This window comes from Zoogloea oleivorans, from assembly GCF_008107625.1.
GTDB lineage: Bacteria > Pseudomonadota > Gammaproteobacteria > Burkholderiales > Rhodocyclaceae > Zoogloea > Zoogloea oleivorans.
This window is the reverse complement of the sequence record NZ_SDKK01000014.1, coordinates 46851-63010: the sequence shown is the minus strand read 5'-3', so window position 1 is coordinate 63010 and position 16160 is coordinate 46851. Positions and strand designations below refer to the sequence as shown.

General features: G+C 65.8%; 13 protein-coding genes. 1 reads left to right on the top strand and 12 read right to left on the bottom strand.

Going from position 1 to position 16160, the window contains the following annotated elements:
* Positions 1-5 precede the first annotated feature (5 nt).
* Together ETQ85_RS15390 and ETQ85_RS15385 are read right to left on the bottom strand one after the other, a co-directional pair.
* On the bottom strand, positions 6-2483 hold the full coding sequence (locus ETQ85_RS15390; RefSeq protein ID WP_148579955.1) for an acyl-CoA dehydrogenase: 2478 nt from the start codon (positions 2481-2483) through the stop codon (positions 6-8).
* 69 nt (positions 2484-2552) lie between these two features.
* Positions 2553-3221, bottom strand: a complete 669-nt coding sequence (locus ETQ85_RS15385; RefSeq protein WP_148579954.1) for a TetR/AcrR family transcriptional regulator — start codon at positions 3219-3221, stop codon at positions 2553-2555.
* Positions 3222-3418: 197 nt separating this feature from the next.
* On the opposite strand from ETQ85_RS15385, the gene ETQ85_RS15380 reads away from it, so the two are divergent.
* Positions 3419-5332 (top strand): putative bifunctional diguanylate cyclase/phosphodiesterase, encoded by a 1914-nt coding sequence (locus tag ETQ85_RS15380; RefSeq protein ID WP_148579953.1) that lies wholly within the window; start codon positions 3419-3421, stop codon positions 5330-5332.
* Between the two features lie 66 nt (positions 5333-5398).
* On the opposite strand, the gene ETQ85_RS15375 is transcribed toward ETQ85_RS15380, so the two are convergent.
* The 10 genes from ETQ85_RS15375 to mauD form a co-directional block, all read right to left on the bottom strand.
* Positions 5399-6901 carry an aldehyde dehydrogenase family protein gene (locus tag ETQ85_RS15375; protein WP_148579952.1) on the bottom strand — a complete coding sequence of 501 codons (1503 nt, stop codon included), beginning with the start codon at positions 6899-6901 and terminating at the stop codon, positions 5399-5401.
* 74 nt (positions 6902-6975) lie between these two features.
* Positions 6976-7458: a tellurite resistance TerB family protein gene (locus ETQ85_RS15370; RefSeq protein WP_148579951.1), complete on the bottom strand. Its 483-nt coding sequence runs from the start codon at positions 7456-7458 to the stop codon at positions 6976-6978.
* A gap of 25 nt (positions 7459-7483) precedes the next feature.
* Positions 7484-8449, bottom strand: coding sequence for a WD40/YVTN/BNR-like repeat-containing protein (locus ETQ85_RS15365; RefSeq protein ID WP_148579950.1), 966 nt, complete (start codon positions 8447-8449; stop codon positions 7484-7486).
* A gap of 13 nt (positions 8450-8462) precedes the next feature.
* Positions 8463-10826: an efflux RND transporter permease subunit gene (locus tag ETQ85_RS15360; RefSeq protein ID WP_148579949.1), complete on the bottom strand. Its 2364-nt coding sequence runs from the start codon at positions 10824-10826 to the stop codon at positions 8463-8465.
* A 49-nt stretch (positions 10827-10875) separates the two neighbouring features.
* Positions 10876-12654 carry a DUF1302 domain-containing protein gene (locus ETQ85_RS15355; protein WP_148579948.1) on the bottom strand — a complete coding sequence of 593 codons (1779 nt, stop codon included), beginning with the start codon at positions 12652-12654 and terminating at the stop codon, positions 10876-10878.
* Between the two features lie 31 nt (positions 12655-12685).
* Positions 12686-14062, bottom strand: a complete 1377-nt coding sequence (locus ETQ85_RS15350; RefSeq protein WP_148579947.1) for a DUF1329 domain-containing protein — start codon at positions 14060-14062, stop codon at positions 12686-12688.
* Between the two features lie 34 nt (positions 14063-14096).
* Entirely contained in the window at positions 14097-14534 is a 438-nt protein-coding gene (locus ETQ85_RS15345) for a c-type cytochrome (protein ID WP_148579946.1), read from the bottom strand.
* Entirely contained in the window at positions 14531-14992 is a 462-nt protein-coding gene (locus tag ETQ85_RS15340) for a c-type cytochrome (RefSeq protein ID WP_148579945.1), read from the bottom strand. The genes ETQ85_RS15345 and ETQ85_RS15340 overlap by 4 nt, the downstream gene beginning before the upstream one ends.
* Positions 14993-15000: 8 nt before the next feature.
* Positions 15001-15534, bottom strand: a complete 534-nt coding sequence (locus tag ETQ85_RS15335; RefSeq protein WP_148579944.1) for a methylamine dehydrogenase light chain — start codon at positions 15532-15534, stop codon at positions 15001-15003.
* 27 nt (positions 15535-15561) lie between these two features.
* Positions 15562-16158: a methylamine dehydrogenase accessory protein MauD gene (gene mauD, locus ETQ85_RS15330; RefSeq protein WP_148579943.1), complete on the bottom strand. Its 597-nt coding sequence runs from the start codon at positions 16156-16158 to the stop codon at positions 15562-15564.
* Between the last annotated feature and the right edge of the window lie 2 nt (positions 16159-16160).

Sequence of the window (16160 nt, the reverse complement as noted above, 5' to 3'; positions counted from 1 at the left end):
GCTGTTCAGGCAGCCTGCTTGCGAGGTTCGGCGATATCGGCGACGGCTTCCCGCAGGTCGAAATCGTAGGGGAAGTCATCGACGCGGATCACCTTGTCGCGCAGTTCGCCGCGACGCTTGATGACGGCGTAGTCGTCGCGGCTGATGACGGCGGCAGCAAGGGCCGCGTCGTACAGGGCATCCACGCCGCCGCCCACCAGCAGGCCCGGCTTGAACAGCCCTTCCTTGATGGCGCGGCGCACCTTGGCTTCGATGGGTTCGGCCTCGATGGTGGCCTTGAGAGCGGCTTCCAGGGCGCCAACCGGCTCTTCCACGTCGGTGGGCAGATACACGTCGGAGGTCAGGCGGTCGCGCGTGGCGGAGGGATTGATCAGCAACGTGGCAACCTCGTGCCCGAGCTTATCCGAGGGCACGAAGTACGGCCGGCCCAGCGGGAAGACCACCACCCGGCGCAGCAGCGTGGCAAACAGGCGGTTCGGGAAGTTGGCAATCACGCCTTCGAAGGCGATCTGGATCTTGAACATGCAGTCCCAGATGGCCCAGTGCATCAGCGGCGCATCGGCGGCCTGACGGCCTTCGTCCTCGAAACGCTTGAGGGCGGTGGAGGCCAGGTACATCAGCGAGAGGATGTCGCCCAGCCGGGCGGACAACTTCTCCTTGCGCTTCAGCGAACCGCCGAGCGTGCCCATGGAGATATCGGCGATGAAAGCGAAGGCGGCCGAGAAGCGCGTGAGCTGCTGGTAATAGCGGCGGGTTTCGGGCGCGACGTTGGCGGGCACCGACACGAAGTGGGAACCGGTCAGACCCATCACCAGCGCGCGGGCGGCGCTGTTGATGGTGTAGCCGACATGGCCCCACAGGGCAGTGTCGAAGGTGTTCAGGTCGCCACTCCGGGCGGCATCCATTTCCTTCAGCACATACGGATGGCAGCGAATCGCCCCCTGCCCGAAGAGGATCAGGCTGCGCGTCAGTATGTTGGCACCCTCGACGGTGATACCCACCGGCACCTGCTGGTAGGCACGGCCGAGGAAGTTCTGCGGGCCCAGGCAGATGCCCTTGCCACCGATCACGTCCATGCCGTCATTGACCGACTGGCGAGCCCGTTCGGTGACATGGTACTTGACGATAGCCGACACCACCGAGGGCTTCTCGCCCAGATCGATGGCACCGGCGGTCATCACACGGGCGGCATCGCACAGCCAGGCATTGGCACCGATGCGGGTCAGCGCCTCTTCGACGCCCTCGAACTTGCCGACCGCCGTCTTGAACTGGTAACGCACCCGGGCATAGGCGCCAACGCTGCGGGCCGTCATCTTGAGCATGCCGGTGTTCGAGCCCGGCAGCGAGATCGAGCGGCCGGCGGCGAGACACTCCATCAGCATGCGCCAGCCCTGCCCGGCCATTTTCGGGCCGCCGATGATGAACGCCAGCGGCATGAAAACATCCGCGCCCTTGATCGGGCCGTTCATCCACACCGCGTTGAGCGGCAAGTGGCGGCGGCCGATATGCACGCCCGGATGGTTGTGGGGCACCAACGCACAAGTGATGCCCAGGTCTTCCACCTCGCCGAGCAGATGCTCCGGGTCGTACAGGCGGAAAGCCAGACCGAAAACGGTGCACACCGGGGCCAGCGTGATGTAGCGCTTGTCGAAGCTGACCCGCATGCCGAGCACTTCGCGGCCCTCGAAAACGCCTCGGCAGATCACGCCCGAATCGGGAATCGACGCCGCGTCGGAACCGGCCCACGGGCTGGTCAGCGCGAAGGCGGGAATCTCCAGCCCCTTCGCCAGACGCGGCAAGTAATGCTGCTTCTGCTCCGGCGTGCCGTAATGCAGCAACAGTTCGGCCGGGCCGAGGGAATTAGGCACCATCACCGTCACGGCCGGGGCCGACGAGCGGGTGGACAGCTTGGTGACCACCTGGGAATGCGCAAAGGCCGAGAAGCCCTTGCCGCCGTACTCCCGGGGAATGATCATCCCGAGGAAACCCTTGTTCTTGATGTAGTCCCACACCTCGGCGGGCATGTCCTGCTTCTGGGTGCATTCCCAGTCCTTGGTCAGGCGGCACAGCTCGGTGGTTTCGCCATCCAGAAAGGCCTGCTCTTCCGGCGTCAGCTTCGGCGCCGGGTAGGCCAGCATCTTGTTCCAGTCGGGCTTGCCGGCGAAAAGATCACCCTCCCACCACACCGTACCGGCTTCCAGCGCGTCCTTCTCGGTCTGCGACATCGACGGCAACGCCTTGCGGAAGGCCTTGAAGATGCCCGCCGTCACCAGACTGCGACGCAGCCCCGGCAACAAAAAGACCGCACCCGTCAGCGCCACGATGCCCAGCACGCCCGCGCTCAGCGCCGGCGACCAACCCGCCATGCCGGCCAGCGCGGCCAGCCAGATCAAGCCCACCCCATACCAGGCAAAAAAGGGCGCTCGCCCGTAGGCGAGCGCGACCACCAAGGGAGGGAGGGAAACCAGGAACCAGTACGACATGTGCTATCTCCTTTTGCTCGGCGCCGTCTTTGCAGCGCACTTTTATAGGTGTCGGGTGTTGCGGTTTGCCTATTTCGGCGGCCCGGCTTCGGCCAGCGGCGAACGCAGCCCGCCGAGCAGGAAGCTCATCAGCCGCGGGGCCAGTTGCGACGGGTCTTCGTCGTCGAACTTGCCGGTGACCAGTTGCAGCGCATCGGTACCGGCAATGGCGTAGGACATGGCGCCCATCATGAAATGGAAACGCCACAGGATTTCCTTGCGCTCCACTTCAGGCAGCGCCCGGTACAGCGCAGCAAGAAAGCGCTCGACACACTCGGCGTATTCCTCGGCCAGAAACTGGCGGACGAACTCGTTGGGCTCGGTGTAGGTACGGCCAAGCAGGCACATGAAGGTATGGCCACCACCTTCCACGTCGGCGGCCATGCGCAATGCGGTACCGAAGAAGGCATCGACGATGCGGCTCGGCTTGATGGGCACCTCGCCAGCTTCTGCCTCCAGCACGTCCAGTGCGGCCAGACGGGCCTTGTTGAGATCGGTCAGGCGGCGTCGAAAGACCTCCTGGATCAGCAGCTCCTTGCTGCCAAAGTGATAATTCACTGCGGCCAGATTCACGGCGGCACGGCTGGTGATCATGCGCATCGAGGTGCCGTCGAAGCCGTGGTCCATGAACAGCACTTCGGCTGCATCGAGGATGCGGCTGCGGGTGTCGCCGGTGGTCTTGCCTGCGGGTTCGTTCATGGGTATCGGTGAAGACTCAATTGGGTTCAGATTAATTAAAACGTTTGTTTGAATCATACATTCAATTTATTGCTTGTCAACGCGTCATTCGACACCCGTGCTCTCGTTTGACTCCCGGAGCACGGCAGGGCATTCAAGACGGTCGATCACCCGGCCGATAAGGCAGCATCTGCAAACAGGGACTCGCCCTCCTCCCCATGAAGCTCCCCCACGACCAGGACGAGCCCGTCTCCCCCTCTGCGCGCACGGCAGGGCGGCTCCGCTCCGCCCTCATCCTGCTGGCCACATCAGGCGTGATCCTGGCCACAGGTGCCGGACTGACCCTGGCCGAGCAAAGTGCCGGGCTGCAGACTTATGTCGCGCTGGCCGGCGTCGGCATGGCGCTCGCCCTGTTCATCAGCCTGTGGGAGATCGCCCGCCTGCGCCGCATCACCCGGGCCCACGCCCTGGCCATGGTCGGCACCAACGACGGAATGTGGGAGTGGGACCCGGTGAGCAAGGAGCTGAAGGTCGGAAAGCGCCTGCTCAACATCCTCGGCTATGCCGACGATTTCCTCGGCAGCACCGAGCAATGGATCGAGCTCGTGCATCCGGATGACCGGGCTGGCTACAACGAGGCCGTGGCCACCCATCTCAAGGGCCTGACGCCGCACTTCTATCACGAGTACCGGGTCCGCGCCGAGGACGGCGCCTACCGCTGGCTGGCGGCCCGGGGCGTGGCTCAGCGGGACGGACGCGGCGTGGCCCGGCTAATGGCTGGCTCGATCACCGACATCACCGAGCGCCGTGCCGACGAGGCGCGCATCCGCTACCTGGCCCATCACGACGCCCTCACCGGCCTGCCCAACCGGGCGCAACTGATGGAGCAGGTGCCACGCCTGATCGCCCGGGCTGCCGGGCGGGGCGACATGCTGGGCGTGCTGTTCGTGGACCTGGACCGCTTCAAGACCATCAATGACGCCATGGGCCATTCGGTGGGCGACCTCCTGCTCAAGGGGGTGGCCCACCGGATCGCCGAGGCCTTGCGCCCCCTCGATCAGGTCTATCGCCAGGGTGGCGACGAGTTCATCGCCGTACTGCCCGAGATTGCCGGCGCCGGTGACGCAGGCCACGTGGCCGAGCGCATCCTCGAAGCCATCACCCGTCCGATGCACGAGTCCGGCTTCGAGCTGCATACGGCAGCCACCATCGGCATCGCCCTCTTCCCCGCTGACGGGCACGACACCGAGACCCTCCTGCGCAATGCCGACACCGCCATGTACGCCGCCAAGGCCCGCGGCGGGGCCAGCTGCCACTTCTTCTCCGAGCAAATGAACGAACGCCTGCAGCGCCGCATGGGCCTGGAGGCGGCCCTGCGCAACGCCATCGCCACCGGGGAGCTGGAGTTGCACTACCAGCCCCAGGTGAGCGTGACTGACGGCCGGGTGGTGGGGGCGGAGGCCCTGCTGCGCTGGCGTCACGACGGGCGCTTCATCCCCCCTGACCACTTCATTCCGGTGGCCGAGGAAACCGGAATGATCCACGCCATCGGCGACTGGGTGCTGGATACCGCCATTGCCCAGGCGGCCCGCTGGCGTGCGACTTACGCTTCGCCACCCCGCCTCGCCATCAACCTGTCACCACGCCAGTTCTGGCACAGCGGTCTGGCGCGGGGCATCATCCAGCGCTTGCAGAACCACGACCTGCCCCCCGAGTGCATCGAACTGGAAATCACCGAATCGGTGCTGATCCAGCCCGAGGGACCCGCCATTGGCGAGCTGCGCGTCCTGCGCCAGCACGGACTGCACCTGGCCCTCGACGATTTCGGCACCGGCTACTCGTCCCTCTCCTACCTGCGCAACCTGCCGGTCAACCGCCTGAAGATCGACAAGTCCTTCATCTTTCCCCTTGCCGGCAGCAGTACCGACAACCCCGAGGATGCAGCCGCCATCGTGCGGGCCATCATCGCCATGGCCCATAGCCTGTCCCTCTCGGTAGTCGCTGAAGGGGTGGAAACGGCCGCTCACCTGCACACCCTGCAAAACATGGGATGCGACCTCTACCAGGGCTATCTGCTGAGCCCCGCCTTGCCCGCCGGGCAATTCGCTGACCGCTTCCTCGAACCGAACTGACACGACCGCCATCGCGCGGCAACCAAAAACGGGCCCCGGGTAAGCACTCCCGGGGCCGGATTACACTCACAGCATCATGATGACCGACTTGGATTCGGTATACAGATCAAGCACCGCGCGCCCCATTTCGCGACCGATGCCCGACTGCTTGTAGCCACCAAAGGGCATCGCGTTGTCGAGGATGTTGTGGCAGTTCACCCACACGGTACCGGCCTTGATCTTCGGAATCAGGCGATGCACCCGCGACAGATCATTCGACCAGATGCTCGCTGCCAGCCCGTAGGGCGTGTCGTTGGCGCGGCGGGCCACTTCGTCGAGATCCTCGTAGGGCATGGCCACCACCACCGGGCCGAAGATTTCCTCGCGCACCACGCGCATGTTGTCGCGGGTATCGACCAGCACCGTGGGCGTCACGAAATAGCCCGGGCCTTCGCCGGCCGAACCGCCCGAAGCGGCACGGGCGCCGTCCTCCAGCCCGCCATGGATGTAGCCCATCACCCGCTGCTGCTGAACCGCCGACACCAGCGGGCCGATCTGCGTCGTCGGGTCGATGCCGGGGCCGATCTTCATACTCGCCGCGATGGCGGAAAGCTGCTCGACCACCTCGTCAAAGCGACTGCGATGCACGTAAAGGCGTGAGCCGGCGGTGCACACCTGGCCCTGGTTGAAGAAGATCGCCTGCGCTGCACCCGCTGCTGCCACGGCCGGATCCGCATCGTCGAGGACGATCACCGGGCTCTTGCCGCCCAGCTCCAGCGACACGCGGGTCATGTTGTCGAGGGCCGCCTTGCCAACCAGCTTGCCGATCTCGGTGGAGCCGGTGAAGGCCACCTTCTCGATGCCCTTGTGGGCGGCCAGCGCCGCACCCGCCGTGTGGCCGTGACCGGTGACGACGTTGAGCACGCCCGGCGGGTAGCCGGCCTCCTGCACCAGCTCGGCAAAACGCAGGGCCGACAGGGGCGTTTCTTCGGCCGGCTTGAGTACCATGGTGCAGCCGGCGGCCAGCGCCGGACCGACCTTCCAGGCCGCCATCAGCAGCGGGAAGTTCCACGGAATGATCGCCCCGACCACGCCGATCGGCTCGCGCCGGGTGAAGCCGAAGAACTCCCGGTCGCGCACCAGCGGCACCGACACGTCCATCGTCGAGCCTTCGATCTTGGTCGCCCAACCGGCCATGTAGCGCAGAAAATCGACCGACAAGGCCACATCCACATGGCGCGCCATGGTCACCGGCTTGCCGTTGTCGATGGCTTCCAGCTCGGCCAGCTCCTGGGCGTTGGCTTCGAGCAGATCGGCCAGCCGCAGCAGCAGGCGCTCCCGGTCCACCGGCCGCATGCGCGACCACTCCCCCGCCTCGAAGGCATGACGGGCCGCCTTTACAGCCCGGTCGATATCGGCGGCGTCGCCGGCCGGCACGCGGCAAAAGACCTCGCCGCTGGCCGGGTCCACCACCGGCAGGGTTTCGCCGCTGACGGCATCCACCAGCTCGCCGCCGATCAGCATGCGTTGCGGACAGGCCAGAAAAGCGGCCGTGCCGGCACTCAGTTCTACTCCGTGAAACATCTTCATCTTCTTGTCTCCTGCGTTGGTTTTTATGTGATGCAATTTCCTGTGGGTCGGACTGAAGTCCGACCCACAAAAATCTAGCCTTCGCCTGGCGTGCCGCGCAGCAGGCCGGAGCGGGCACCGGCGGCGGCGCGGGCCAGCTCGACAGCGTCCTCGCCCAGCTCAAGCTGCCGGGCCAGGCGTTTCATCAGGCGGCCTTCCAGCTTGGCCATGACACCATCGGCGTAGGCCACCTCCCACAGCATGGTGAGGATTTCCTGGCGCTCGCCGGGGCCGAAACCAACCCGCACCGCCTCGGCAAACTCCCAGTCGTCGAGGGCTTCGGCGTAGCGCACCTCGGCCAGCGCAACGAGCTGCTCGACCCGCTCGGTGGGCAGGTGAAAATGCGCCATCAACAGGCGCTTGACGGCCTCGTGCTCGGCCTCGGAAGCGACCCGGTCCACGTACATGGTCTCCAGCAGCAGCGCCGCCACGGCCACCAGGCGCCGCTCGAAGGGGCCGCGCTCGGCCGCCTCGGCCTGCAGTTCGCCGCGCAAAAGGCTGATCAGTCTTTCCAGCATGGTGTGTTCCTCGTGTTGATCCTGTTCATTTGCCGGCCGGCTCGCGGAGGATGCCGCTCTGGCCCAGCAGCACCAGCGCGCTGCCACCCTCCACCACCGCCGCGAGGTTTTGCCGGTCGGCGCGAATCACCGTCGCCAGTTGCCCACCCCGCGAGGCCACCACCGCACCGCCACTGCCCACCAGCACCAGACCGCCATCGGCGCGCTCGACGCCGCTCGTCAGGGCCTGGCTGGTGCCGCTCTCCAGCCCCTTCCAGCTGCTGCCGCCATCGCTGCTTTCGAGCACCCGGCCGCTCATGCCGAGGAGCAGGACGCGCCCGTCGCGCCGCGCCAGCCCGCCCCACAGGGAGCCGCTGACGCCGGTGTGCAGGCGCTCCCAGTGCGCACCGCCATCCCGCGAACGGAAGGCCGCACCGCTTTCGCCAGCGGCAAAGAGCGCACCGTCACGCCCGGCGAAGATATGGTTGAGGTGCAGGTCGGCATCGCGCCCCTCCCCCACCGGCATTGGCGTCCAGCTTTTGCCCCCGTCGACGGTGCTCAGGGCAGTGCCGTAGGCGCCCACCGCGTAGCCATGGCTGGCGTCGGTGAAATGCACGCCCAGCAATACCGGCTTGCCCTCTGCCACATGCTGGATGGCCCAGTTGTTTCCCCCGTCGCGGGTGACGAGGATCACGCCCCCGTGGCCCACCGCCCAGCCGTTCTTCGGGTCGGCAAAGCTCACGGCGGTGAGCAGCCCGCTCACCGGCACGCTGGCCGCCTGACTCCACGTCAGCCCGCCGTCAGTCGAGCGCACCACGGTGCCGAAATCTCCCACCGCCACCAGGCTGTCACCCGCCCGGGCCACCGCCACCAACCCGGCTTTGGTCGCCAGCCGGGCCTGCGTGGCAGGAGTCTCACCGCTTGGTGGAGCCTTGCTGCCGGTCGCCGCCAGTGTCATGCCGGCGATCAGGGAGGCCACCAGGGCCAGCGTTGCCGTCGCTTTCATTCGCATGATCGTTTCTCCATCAGTGCATCATCAGCGGCGCACGCACGGGGCCGCGCCGGGGAACCAGAACGTCGATCATCACGGCCAGGGCCGGCAGCAGGGTGATGGCCATGATCATGTTCACCATGAACATGAAGGTCAGCAGCATCCCCATGTCGGCCTGGAACTTGAGGGCCGAGAAGGACCAGGTGGCCACGCCGATGGACAGGGTCACGGCGGTGAACACCGTCGCCACACCCACCTCGCGCAGGGCCTGCTTGAAGGCGGTGACGATGTCCTCGCCGTGGGAAAGGTGCATCTGCAGGCGGTTGTAGATGTAGAAGGCGTAATCCACGCCGATCCCCACCGCCAGCACCATCACCGGCAGGGTCGCCACGGTCAGGCCGATATCCAGCGACTTCATGAACCAGTAGCCGAGGAAGGTGGCCAGGGTGAGGGGCACGCAGCAGGCGATCATGGCGCGCCAGTCGCGATACACCAGGAACACCAGCACCAGGATCGTGGCGTACACGTAGAGCATCATCGGCAGCTCGGAATGCTCGACCACCTCGTTGGTGGCGGCCTGCACGCCGGCGTTGCCGCTGGCCAGACGCACCGTCACGCCCGGGAAGGGGTTGGCCTCCCGATAGCTTTTCACCGCCGCCACCACTTCCTTGATGGTGCTGGCCTTGTGGTCGGCCAGGTAGAGATTGACCGGCAACAAAGTGCACTCGGCGTTGTAGAGGCGCAGGCCTTCGGGCACCTGACGTACCGCCTCGCCGAGGGTCAGCTCCTCCTGGGGCAGCGAGGCCCACTTGGGGTTGCCTTCATTGACGCCGGATGCCGCCAGCTTGGTGAGCGTGGGCAATGACTGGGCCGACAGCACGCCGGGCACATTGCTCAGGTTCCAGGTCAGGCGATCCACGTAGGCCATCACCTCGTGCTGGTAGCAGCCGTCCTTGGGGGTCTCGACGACCACCGTGAGCATGTCGAGGCCCAGCCCGAAGCGGCTCACCACGGCTTCCACGTCCTTGTTGTAGCGGGAGTCGTTGTGCAGCTCCGGCGCACCGGGCAGCACGTGGCCGACGTGACGCCCCTGGCTTTGCCACACCGCCACCACCAGCAGAACCAGGCAGGCCAGCGTGCCGATCAGGGCGTTGCGCGGGTTGGCGATATGCACGCCCAGGTTGGCCATCAGGCGGTTGCGCATGGCCTCCACCTTGCCGGCCCGGGCCACAAAGGCCGCGTCGAAACTGAAGAAGCTGGCCAGCACCGGCAGCATGATCAGGTTGGTGACAATTTTGTAGGCGACGCCCACCGACGCCGTGATGGCCAGCTCGCGGATCATCGGGATCGGCACCAGCACCAGCGTCGCAAAACCGACGAAGGCGGTGATCAGGGCCAGCGTGCCGGGCACCAGCAGGCCGGTGAAGCTGCGCGTGGCGGCGGTAAAGCCGTCGGCGCCGTTGATGACTTCCTTGGCGATGTAATTGACTTGCTGGATGCCGTGGGACACGCCGATGGCAAACACCAGGAAGGGCACCAGCACCGCCAGCGGATCCAGCCCGAAACCCAGCAGCGTGATGGTGCCGAACTGCCACACCACCGACACCAGCGAGCTGGCCAGCGGCAGGAAGGTGAGCACCCACGAGCGGGTGTACCAGTACACCGCGCCGGCGGTAAGCAGGAAAGCCAGGGCAAAGAACTCGACGACGCTGGTGGCGCCTTCCGAGATGTCGCCCATCTGCTTGGCGAAGCCGATGATGCGGATGTTGGTGTCGGCATCGGCGAACTTGTCCCGCACCTCGGCCTCCAGCTTCTTGCTGAAGTCGAAGTAATCGAGACGCTTTCCGGTAGCCGGATCGGGGTCGGCCAGTTCGGCCACCACCATCGCCCCGGAACCGTCGTTGGCCACCAGGCTGCCGATGAAGCCGCCGATCACCGTCCGTTCGCGAATGCCCGAGATGTTGTCGGGGGTCAGGGACTTCACCGTCACGTCACCGCCGATCACGTCCTCGGCCTTCATGCCTTCCTCGGTGATCTGCACGGCGCGGGTATTGGGCGTCCACAGGGACGTCACCGTGCGGCGGTCCACCCCGGGCATGAAGAACAGCGCCTGGGTGACGTCGTACAGCTTGGTGAGGGCCTTCTCGTTCCAGATGTCACCCTTCTTCGCCTCCACCACCACGATGATGCGATTGGCGCCGAAGAGGACGTCCCGGTACTGGTTGAAGGTCTGGACGTATTCGTGGTCCTGCGGCAGTTGCTTGTCGAAGCCGGCCGACATCCTGAGCTGCGCGGCGAACACCCCCATCAGGGCGGTGAAAGCCAGCAGCACGCCCAGGGTCAGCAGCCGGTGCCCGAAGAAGAAGCGCTGCAGGCCGATGACCAGTTTCTCGATCATGTTGGAATTCCTGTGTGTGCCGGGCGCCCGCAGGCACCCGGGCCTGCGGTCAGAACGAGTAGGAGACGCTGGCGGCCAGGAAGTCCCGGTCGCGCATCAGGTTGTTGGCGCCACCGCCGGAAAAATTCACGTACTGCAGGGCGCCTTTCCAGCGGTCCCGGTAGTTGGCAAACACGGAAGCGGTAACCGCCTTGCGCCCTTCCACGAAGGGAATGGCGTTGGGGCTGGTGCCCTTCACGTCGTGGGCGAAGTCGATCTGCGGCGTGAGGGTGATGCCGCTGCCGGCGACGTTCGGGTAGTTGATGCCGATCTCGGTGACATAGCCCCACGAGGTCTTGTTGGGCAGGCCATAGTTGGGGAGGAAGTACGGCGTGTTGCCGGAACCGTCCAGCCCCGGGTAGTGGGCCACGGCAGCTTCAGCGAGAATGAAGCCGTCAGTCGCCCCCAGTGCCGTCGCCAGTCCGCCGAGGGGATCGTTGCGTGAGAAGGTGTAGAAGCCGGTGACGTGGTACTGCCACTTCTTCTCTTCCACATAGCCCGGGTGCGCCCCCGTGTCATACACGCTGTTCTTGTTGAAGGCGCCGCCGAAGATCGAACCGAAAGGCACTGTCGGGTCGATACCGACGCTGTCCCGCGGCCGGTACGACAACTCCATGCCCACCGCCACGTCGCCGACCTTGGTGTTGCCGGACACGGCGAACAAGTCCTTGTCCTCGCCGTAGGCCAGGAAGTAGCCGGTCACCGCGCCGGTGTTGGTGCCGGTGAAGCCCAGGAAGGGCAGCTTGTCGTGGTAGCGCTGGTAGGTGAAGGCAAACTCGGTGTCGATCTCCTCGGCGTTGTAGCGGAAGTTCACCCCGTACTGGCCACCGCTCTTGGGCTTGCGCTGGCCCAGGTAAGGCAGCGCGGTGCCGTTGGCGATCATCTGCCGGTCACTCAGGCCGGAGCGGTCGCCGCAGGGCAGCGGCAGGCCGAAGTCATTGCACACCGAGGTGGGCAGGTAGGCCGGCCGGTTGCCCTGCCCGAGGATGTCGGCCGTCGAGAAGAAAGTGCCGGCCGGGTCGAACTTGAAGCTGTTCCAGGCGAACTGGTAGTAGGCCTCGACCCCCAGCTTGTCGGTAATGCCGCCCGACCACGAGGCCATCGGCGCAGGCACAAAGATCTCCTTGATCTGGGTGCCGGGCACGTGGAACTTCTGCAGGTCGAGGGCATTGATCTGGTTCACCCCGCCGAGGATGAAAATGTCCTCCCCCCAGGAGATCACCTGGTTGCCGACCTTGAGCTTGCCGCGCTGCTCGCCGTAGCGGAATTCCTTGGCGATCCAGGCATCCAGCAGCGTCGCCTTGGCGGTGGCCGACGATTCGGTGATGTCGGTGCGGCGGGTCTGGTCGGCCCGGAAATCGTGGAACCAGTACACCCGGCCAAGGGCGCTCCAGCCGTCGGGCGCCTTGAGGGACAGGTCGTGGGTGCCCTTGAGCACCGCCGACACGATGTCGCCCTTCTTGTAGTTCAGGTTGCCGTCGTCGAAGTTGGTGTAGTTGAAGTCGGCGTTTGCATAGCCGTTGGCACCCTGGCGGGCCTGCAGGGTGTTGCTGGTGCCGTTGTTGCAGCCGCCGCTGTCCTTGCCGATGGTCCGGCAATCGGCGGACGACATGCGCTGCATGAGGCCGAAGGACATCACCGAATCAATACTGCCCGACAGCCCCTCTTCGCTACCGAAGCGCACTGCCTGGGAAGGCAGTGACCAGCCGGCCAGGACTGCCGCCACCGCGAGGGTCACCGGCGCCAGGCGAAGCCCGGCCCGGCGATGCGTGATCGCCTGTTTCTTCATGATGGGAATCTCCTGAAAAGCGTGGGCTGGATCAGCGTTCGCCGCGGCGACGCAGTTCGTCCTGGCTGAAGGTGGCGGCGTTGACGCGGCCTTCCTTGCCGGCGGTCAGGTCAAGCACCTCGCCCTCGGCAGTCCAGTTGTCGGTTACGTAGCGACGGGCAACGAGGTCGTAGGTCTGGTACTCGTAGGACATGCACGCCCCCACGTCGGGCGCCGCCCACAGGCTGCCTTCCTGCACACGCCACAGGTTGCCCTTGGCGTCATACATATCCACGTGCAGCAGGGCCCAGGAATCCTCGTCGATGAAGAACACGCGCTTCACGAAACTGTGGCGCTTGTCGCCCTTCACGGTGCCCTCGACGACCCACACACGGTGGGTTTCGTAGCGCTGGAATTCGCGCTTGACGTACTCGGGGCCGAGCATGTCCTTGAACTTGTTCTTCTTGTCGATGAGCTTGTAGGAGTTGTAGGGGACGATCACCTCCTTCTTGCCCAGCAGCTTGAAGTCGTAGCGGTCGGGGGCGCCGGTGAACATGTTGATCTGATCGACGAAGTACAGGTTGTCGAAGCCGGCGATGGGATTGTCGTAGGCGAAGGTGGGCGAGCGGCGTACGCGGCGCTGACCAGGGAAATAGATCCAGGCGTCCTGGGGCTTGTCCAGGTAGGCGTGGATCAGGTAGCCCTCGCCGGCACGGGAAGCCGGGCTCTGCACGTCAAAGAGCAGCTTGGAGTCGATACCCTCCAGATCCTTCAGGGTGGCAGTTTTCGGATCGTTGAAGGGGTACATCTCGAAGGACCACTGCTTGGTCTCGACGAGGGAGCCGTCCTTGTCGGGCATCAGTGCCGAAATCTGCGCCCGGCGGCCGAGGCCGGTGTAACGGGTCTTGTAGTTCCACATCACCTCGATGCCGGTCTTCGGGATCGGGAACGGCGTGCCGGCACCGTAGGCCTGCTCCAGCCGCCAGCCGTCCTCGCCGATCTTGGCGAAGGTGGCGTTCTTCTTCGTGCGTTCGGCGACCAGATCGGGCACCGGACAGCTGCGGCGCGTCGGATAGACGTCGACGCGGTAACCCTTGTAGGTCTTGATCAGCGCCACCTGCCCGGGGGGCAGCTTGTCCTGGTACTTGTCCACGTTGGCGGCATCGACGGAATACAGGGGCTTGTCATCCTTGAAGGGGTCGAGGCGGCCGGGTTTCCAGCCGGCCGGCACCTTGCTCATGCCGCCGTCCCAGGCGGGCACGATGCCGTCCTTGCTGGCCGCCTTCTCGGCGCCGATGGGGGTCAGGTCCTTGCCGAGCCGGGCGGCGTCCTGTTCGCTGACGGCCGCTTGCGCCGACATCGTGAAGGCCAGAGCCAGGGCGCAGCCCAGGGCTTTCGGCCGGAGCGGGTGATGTGCGTTTGTTTTCATGATGTGACTCCCTGTCGAAGATTTGAATCGATGGCTAGCGAATGGTGATGCCCTGCTCCGCCAGCCGTGTCACGACCCCGGCCCGTGCAGCGGCCACGTCGTCCAGCGGGGCGGCGCGCAGGGCAGCCACCTCGCTTTCGGTGTACGGGGCAAAGTCCGCCGGCAAGGTGGAGGCCGAGAAGCTGCGCAGCATCCAGTTGAGCAGGCGGCCGATATCGGCATTGGAAAGGGCCGAGTTGGAACTCCCCGGCACCTTGACGAGAAAGGCGCGCCCGTCCGGCACCTTGAGAAAATGGCCGAGCTGGTCACGCACGCTGGGCACCCCAGAATCCGGCGCCCCGCTGCCGTCGGCCTGGTGGCAGCCGGTGCAGTGCAGGATGTATTGCAGGCGCGCCGAACGGTCGCCATCGGCCAGCGCCGCCCCCGACAGCAGCAGCGCGCCGGCCACCAGCGCCAACCGGAGCGGCTTCATGACCCGCTCCCCTTGCGCATGGCGCCGTCACGCAGCTTGCGTACCTCGTGAGGAGCGAGCTTGTCGGCGCGCGCCTCGGCCAGCTCGGCGGTGCTGTAAGCCTGGTGCCCGTCCGGCAGCGTGCCGGCGTTGAAGCTGTCGAGGATATGGTTGAGAACCGCCGCCAGCGCCTCGTCGGGCAACTGGGCGGCGAAGGGCGGCATGGAGCCGGTGTAGCGCTGACCCTGGACGGTGATCAGGCCGGTCATGCCGTGGGTGACGACCCGCGGCAGGTAGCCCCGGCCGGCCACCTGGAGACGTTCACCGAGGGTGCCGGCCAGCGGCGGTGCCATGCCGGGCAGGCCGACCCCGCCCGGCTGATGGCACACCGCACAGTTCGCCGCAAAGAGCGCGGCTCCGTCGGCAGCCAGCGCCGGCAGGGCCAGGGCACACAGGAGGCTTGCAAGCAGCGTGCGCATGATCGGCCTCAGCCCTGCCCGTCGGCGACGCCAACCACGGCGGCCAGCGTGCAGTGGAACATCGTCGAGTCGTTGGCCATGCACCAGTTGATGTCGTTATGCACGCCCATCCGGTAGGCCGGTCGCTCACGCTCGTTGGTGTTGCACAGGCAGCGTCCGCAGGCAGTCTTGCCGCAGCAGTCGTTGTAGCTGATCAGGTAATCCTTGCCGTCGTCCGGATTGCGACAGGTGCCGATCCACGCCACTTTGGAAGCCTCGGTGCCCGGCGGGCAGGTGTTGGCGCTGCCGCCGCAGCACGAGCACAGGTAACCGTCCTGGGCACAGTAGCGCCAGTATTCGCAGTCGGTCTCGCCGGGCTTGGCATTGGCAGCCTTGCGGGCCGCGCCGGCCGCCGCCTGGGCGGTACGGTCGAAGGGCAGCACGGGCAGCACGAAGGCGGTGCCGACCATCAGCTTGCCGATACGGATCAGCGCGCCGCGGCGGGAGCTGTGCTGCGCCACCGTGCGGGTCTTGCGCTCGAATAAATCATCCAGCCATTTCATGGTTTCTCTCCTTGGGTTCGGGGGCGCTCAGGCGTGCTGGTGGTCGATGAATTCCTGCACCGAGGCCACACCCAGCTCCTTGGCGGTGAAGAGGCTTTCGAGCTGTTCGCGGGAATTGACCAGGCCCTTGGCAACGACGCGACCGTGCTCGTTGAGCAGCACGGCATAGGGCAGCTTGGCGACCCGGTAGGCGATGCCCGGCTCGCTGGACAGCACGTAGGGGAATTCCTTCAGATCGGCTTTCTCGTAGAAGGCCAGGTGCTCGGGCTGCTCGCCGTCTGAGGTGAGCACCACGCGCAGCCAGTCCTTTTCGGTGTTATTTACCGAGCGGAGGATGGGCAGCAGCTTCTTGCACACCGGGCAGGTCGGCGACAGGAAGAACAGCAGCGTGCTCTTTTCACCCGGGCGGCCGATCGAGACACGGCTGCTGCCGATCAGGTCGGGCAGATCAAACACCGGCGAGGCCTCGCCCACCTTGGGGCCGGTATCCATCATCAACGCGCCCATCGGGGCAACACGCTCGTAGAGCACGCCGATCTGGCGGGCCAGGGCAAACAGCCCGACCAGCGCGGCCAGCACGGCAACCCACAGCAGTACATTCGAAATCATCAGGGCTTCGTTCATGA

What these genes read in the sequence shown, in the direction of transcription:
- ETQ85_RS15370 (WP_148579951.1), bottom strand. Translation starts at nt 7,458, where the DNA reads ATGCTGGAAAGACTGATCAGCCTTTTGCGCGGCGAACTGCAGGCCGAG.
- ETQ85_RS15375 (WP_148579952.1), bottom strand. Translation starts at nt 6,901, where the DNA reads ATGAAGATGTTTCACGGAGTAGAACTGAGTGCCGGCACGGCCGCTTTT.
- ETQ85_RS15360 (WP_148579949.1), bottom strand. Translation starts at nt 10,826, where the DNA reads ATGATCGAGAAACTGGTCATCGGCCTGCAGCGCTTCTTCTTCGGGCAC.
- ETQ85_RS15335 (WP_148579944.1), bottom strand. Translation starts at nt 15,534, where the DNA reads ATGAAATGGCTGGATGATTTATTCGAGCGCAAGACCCGCACGGTGGCG.
- mauD (WP_148579943.1), bottom strand. Translation starts at nt 16,158, where the DNA reads ATGAACGAAGCCCTGATGATTTCGAATGTACTGCTGTGGGTTGCCGTG.
- ETQ85_RS15385 (WP_148579954.1), bottom strand. Translation starts at nt 3,221, where the DNA reads ATGAACGAACCCGCAGGCAAGACCACCGGCGACACCCGCAGCCGCATC.
- ETQ85_RS15340 (WP_148579945.1), bottom strand. Translation starts at nt 14,992, where the DNA reads ATGCGCACGCTGCTTGCAAGCCTCCTGTGTGCCCTGGCCCTGCCGGCG.
- ETQ85_RS15350 (WP_148579947.1), bottom strand. Translation starts at nt 14,062, where the DNA reads ATGAAAACAAACGCACATCACCCGCTCCGGCCGAAAGCCCTGGGCTGC.
- ETQ85_RS15345 (WP_148579946.1), bottom strand. Translation starts at nt 14,534, where the DNA reads ATGAAGCCGCTCCGGTTGGCGCTGGTGGCCGGCGCGCTGCTGCTGTCG.
- ETQ85_RS15365 (WP_148579950.1), bottom strand. Translation starts at nt 8,449, where the DNA reads ATGCGAATGAAAGCGACGGCAACGCTGGCCCTGGTGGCCTCCCTGATC.
- ETQ85_RS15380 (WP_148579953.1), top strand. Translation starts at nt 3,419, where the DNA reads ATGAAGCTCCCCCACGACCAGGACGAGCCCGTCTCCCCCTCTGCGCGC.
- ETQ85_RS15355 (WP_148579948.1), bottom strand. Translation starts at nt 12,654, where the DNA reads ATGAAGAAACAGGCGATCACGCATCGCCGGGCCGGGCTTCGCCTGGCG.
- ETQ85_RS15390 (WP_148579955.1), bottom strand. Translation starts at nt 2,483, where the DNA reads ATGTCGTACTGGTTCCTGGTTTCCCTCCCTCCCTTGGTGGTCGCGCTC.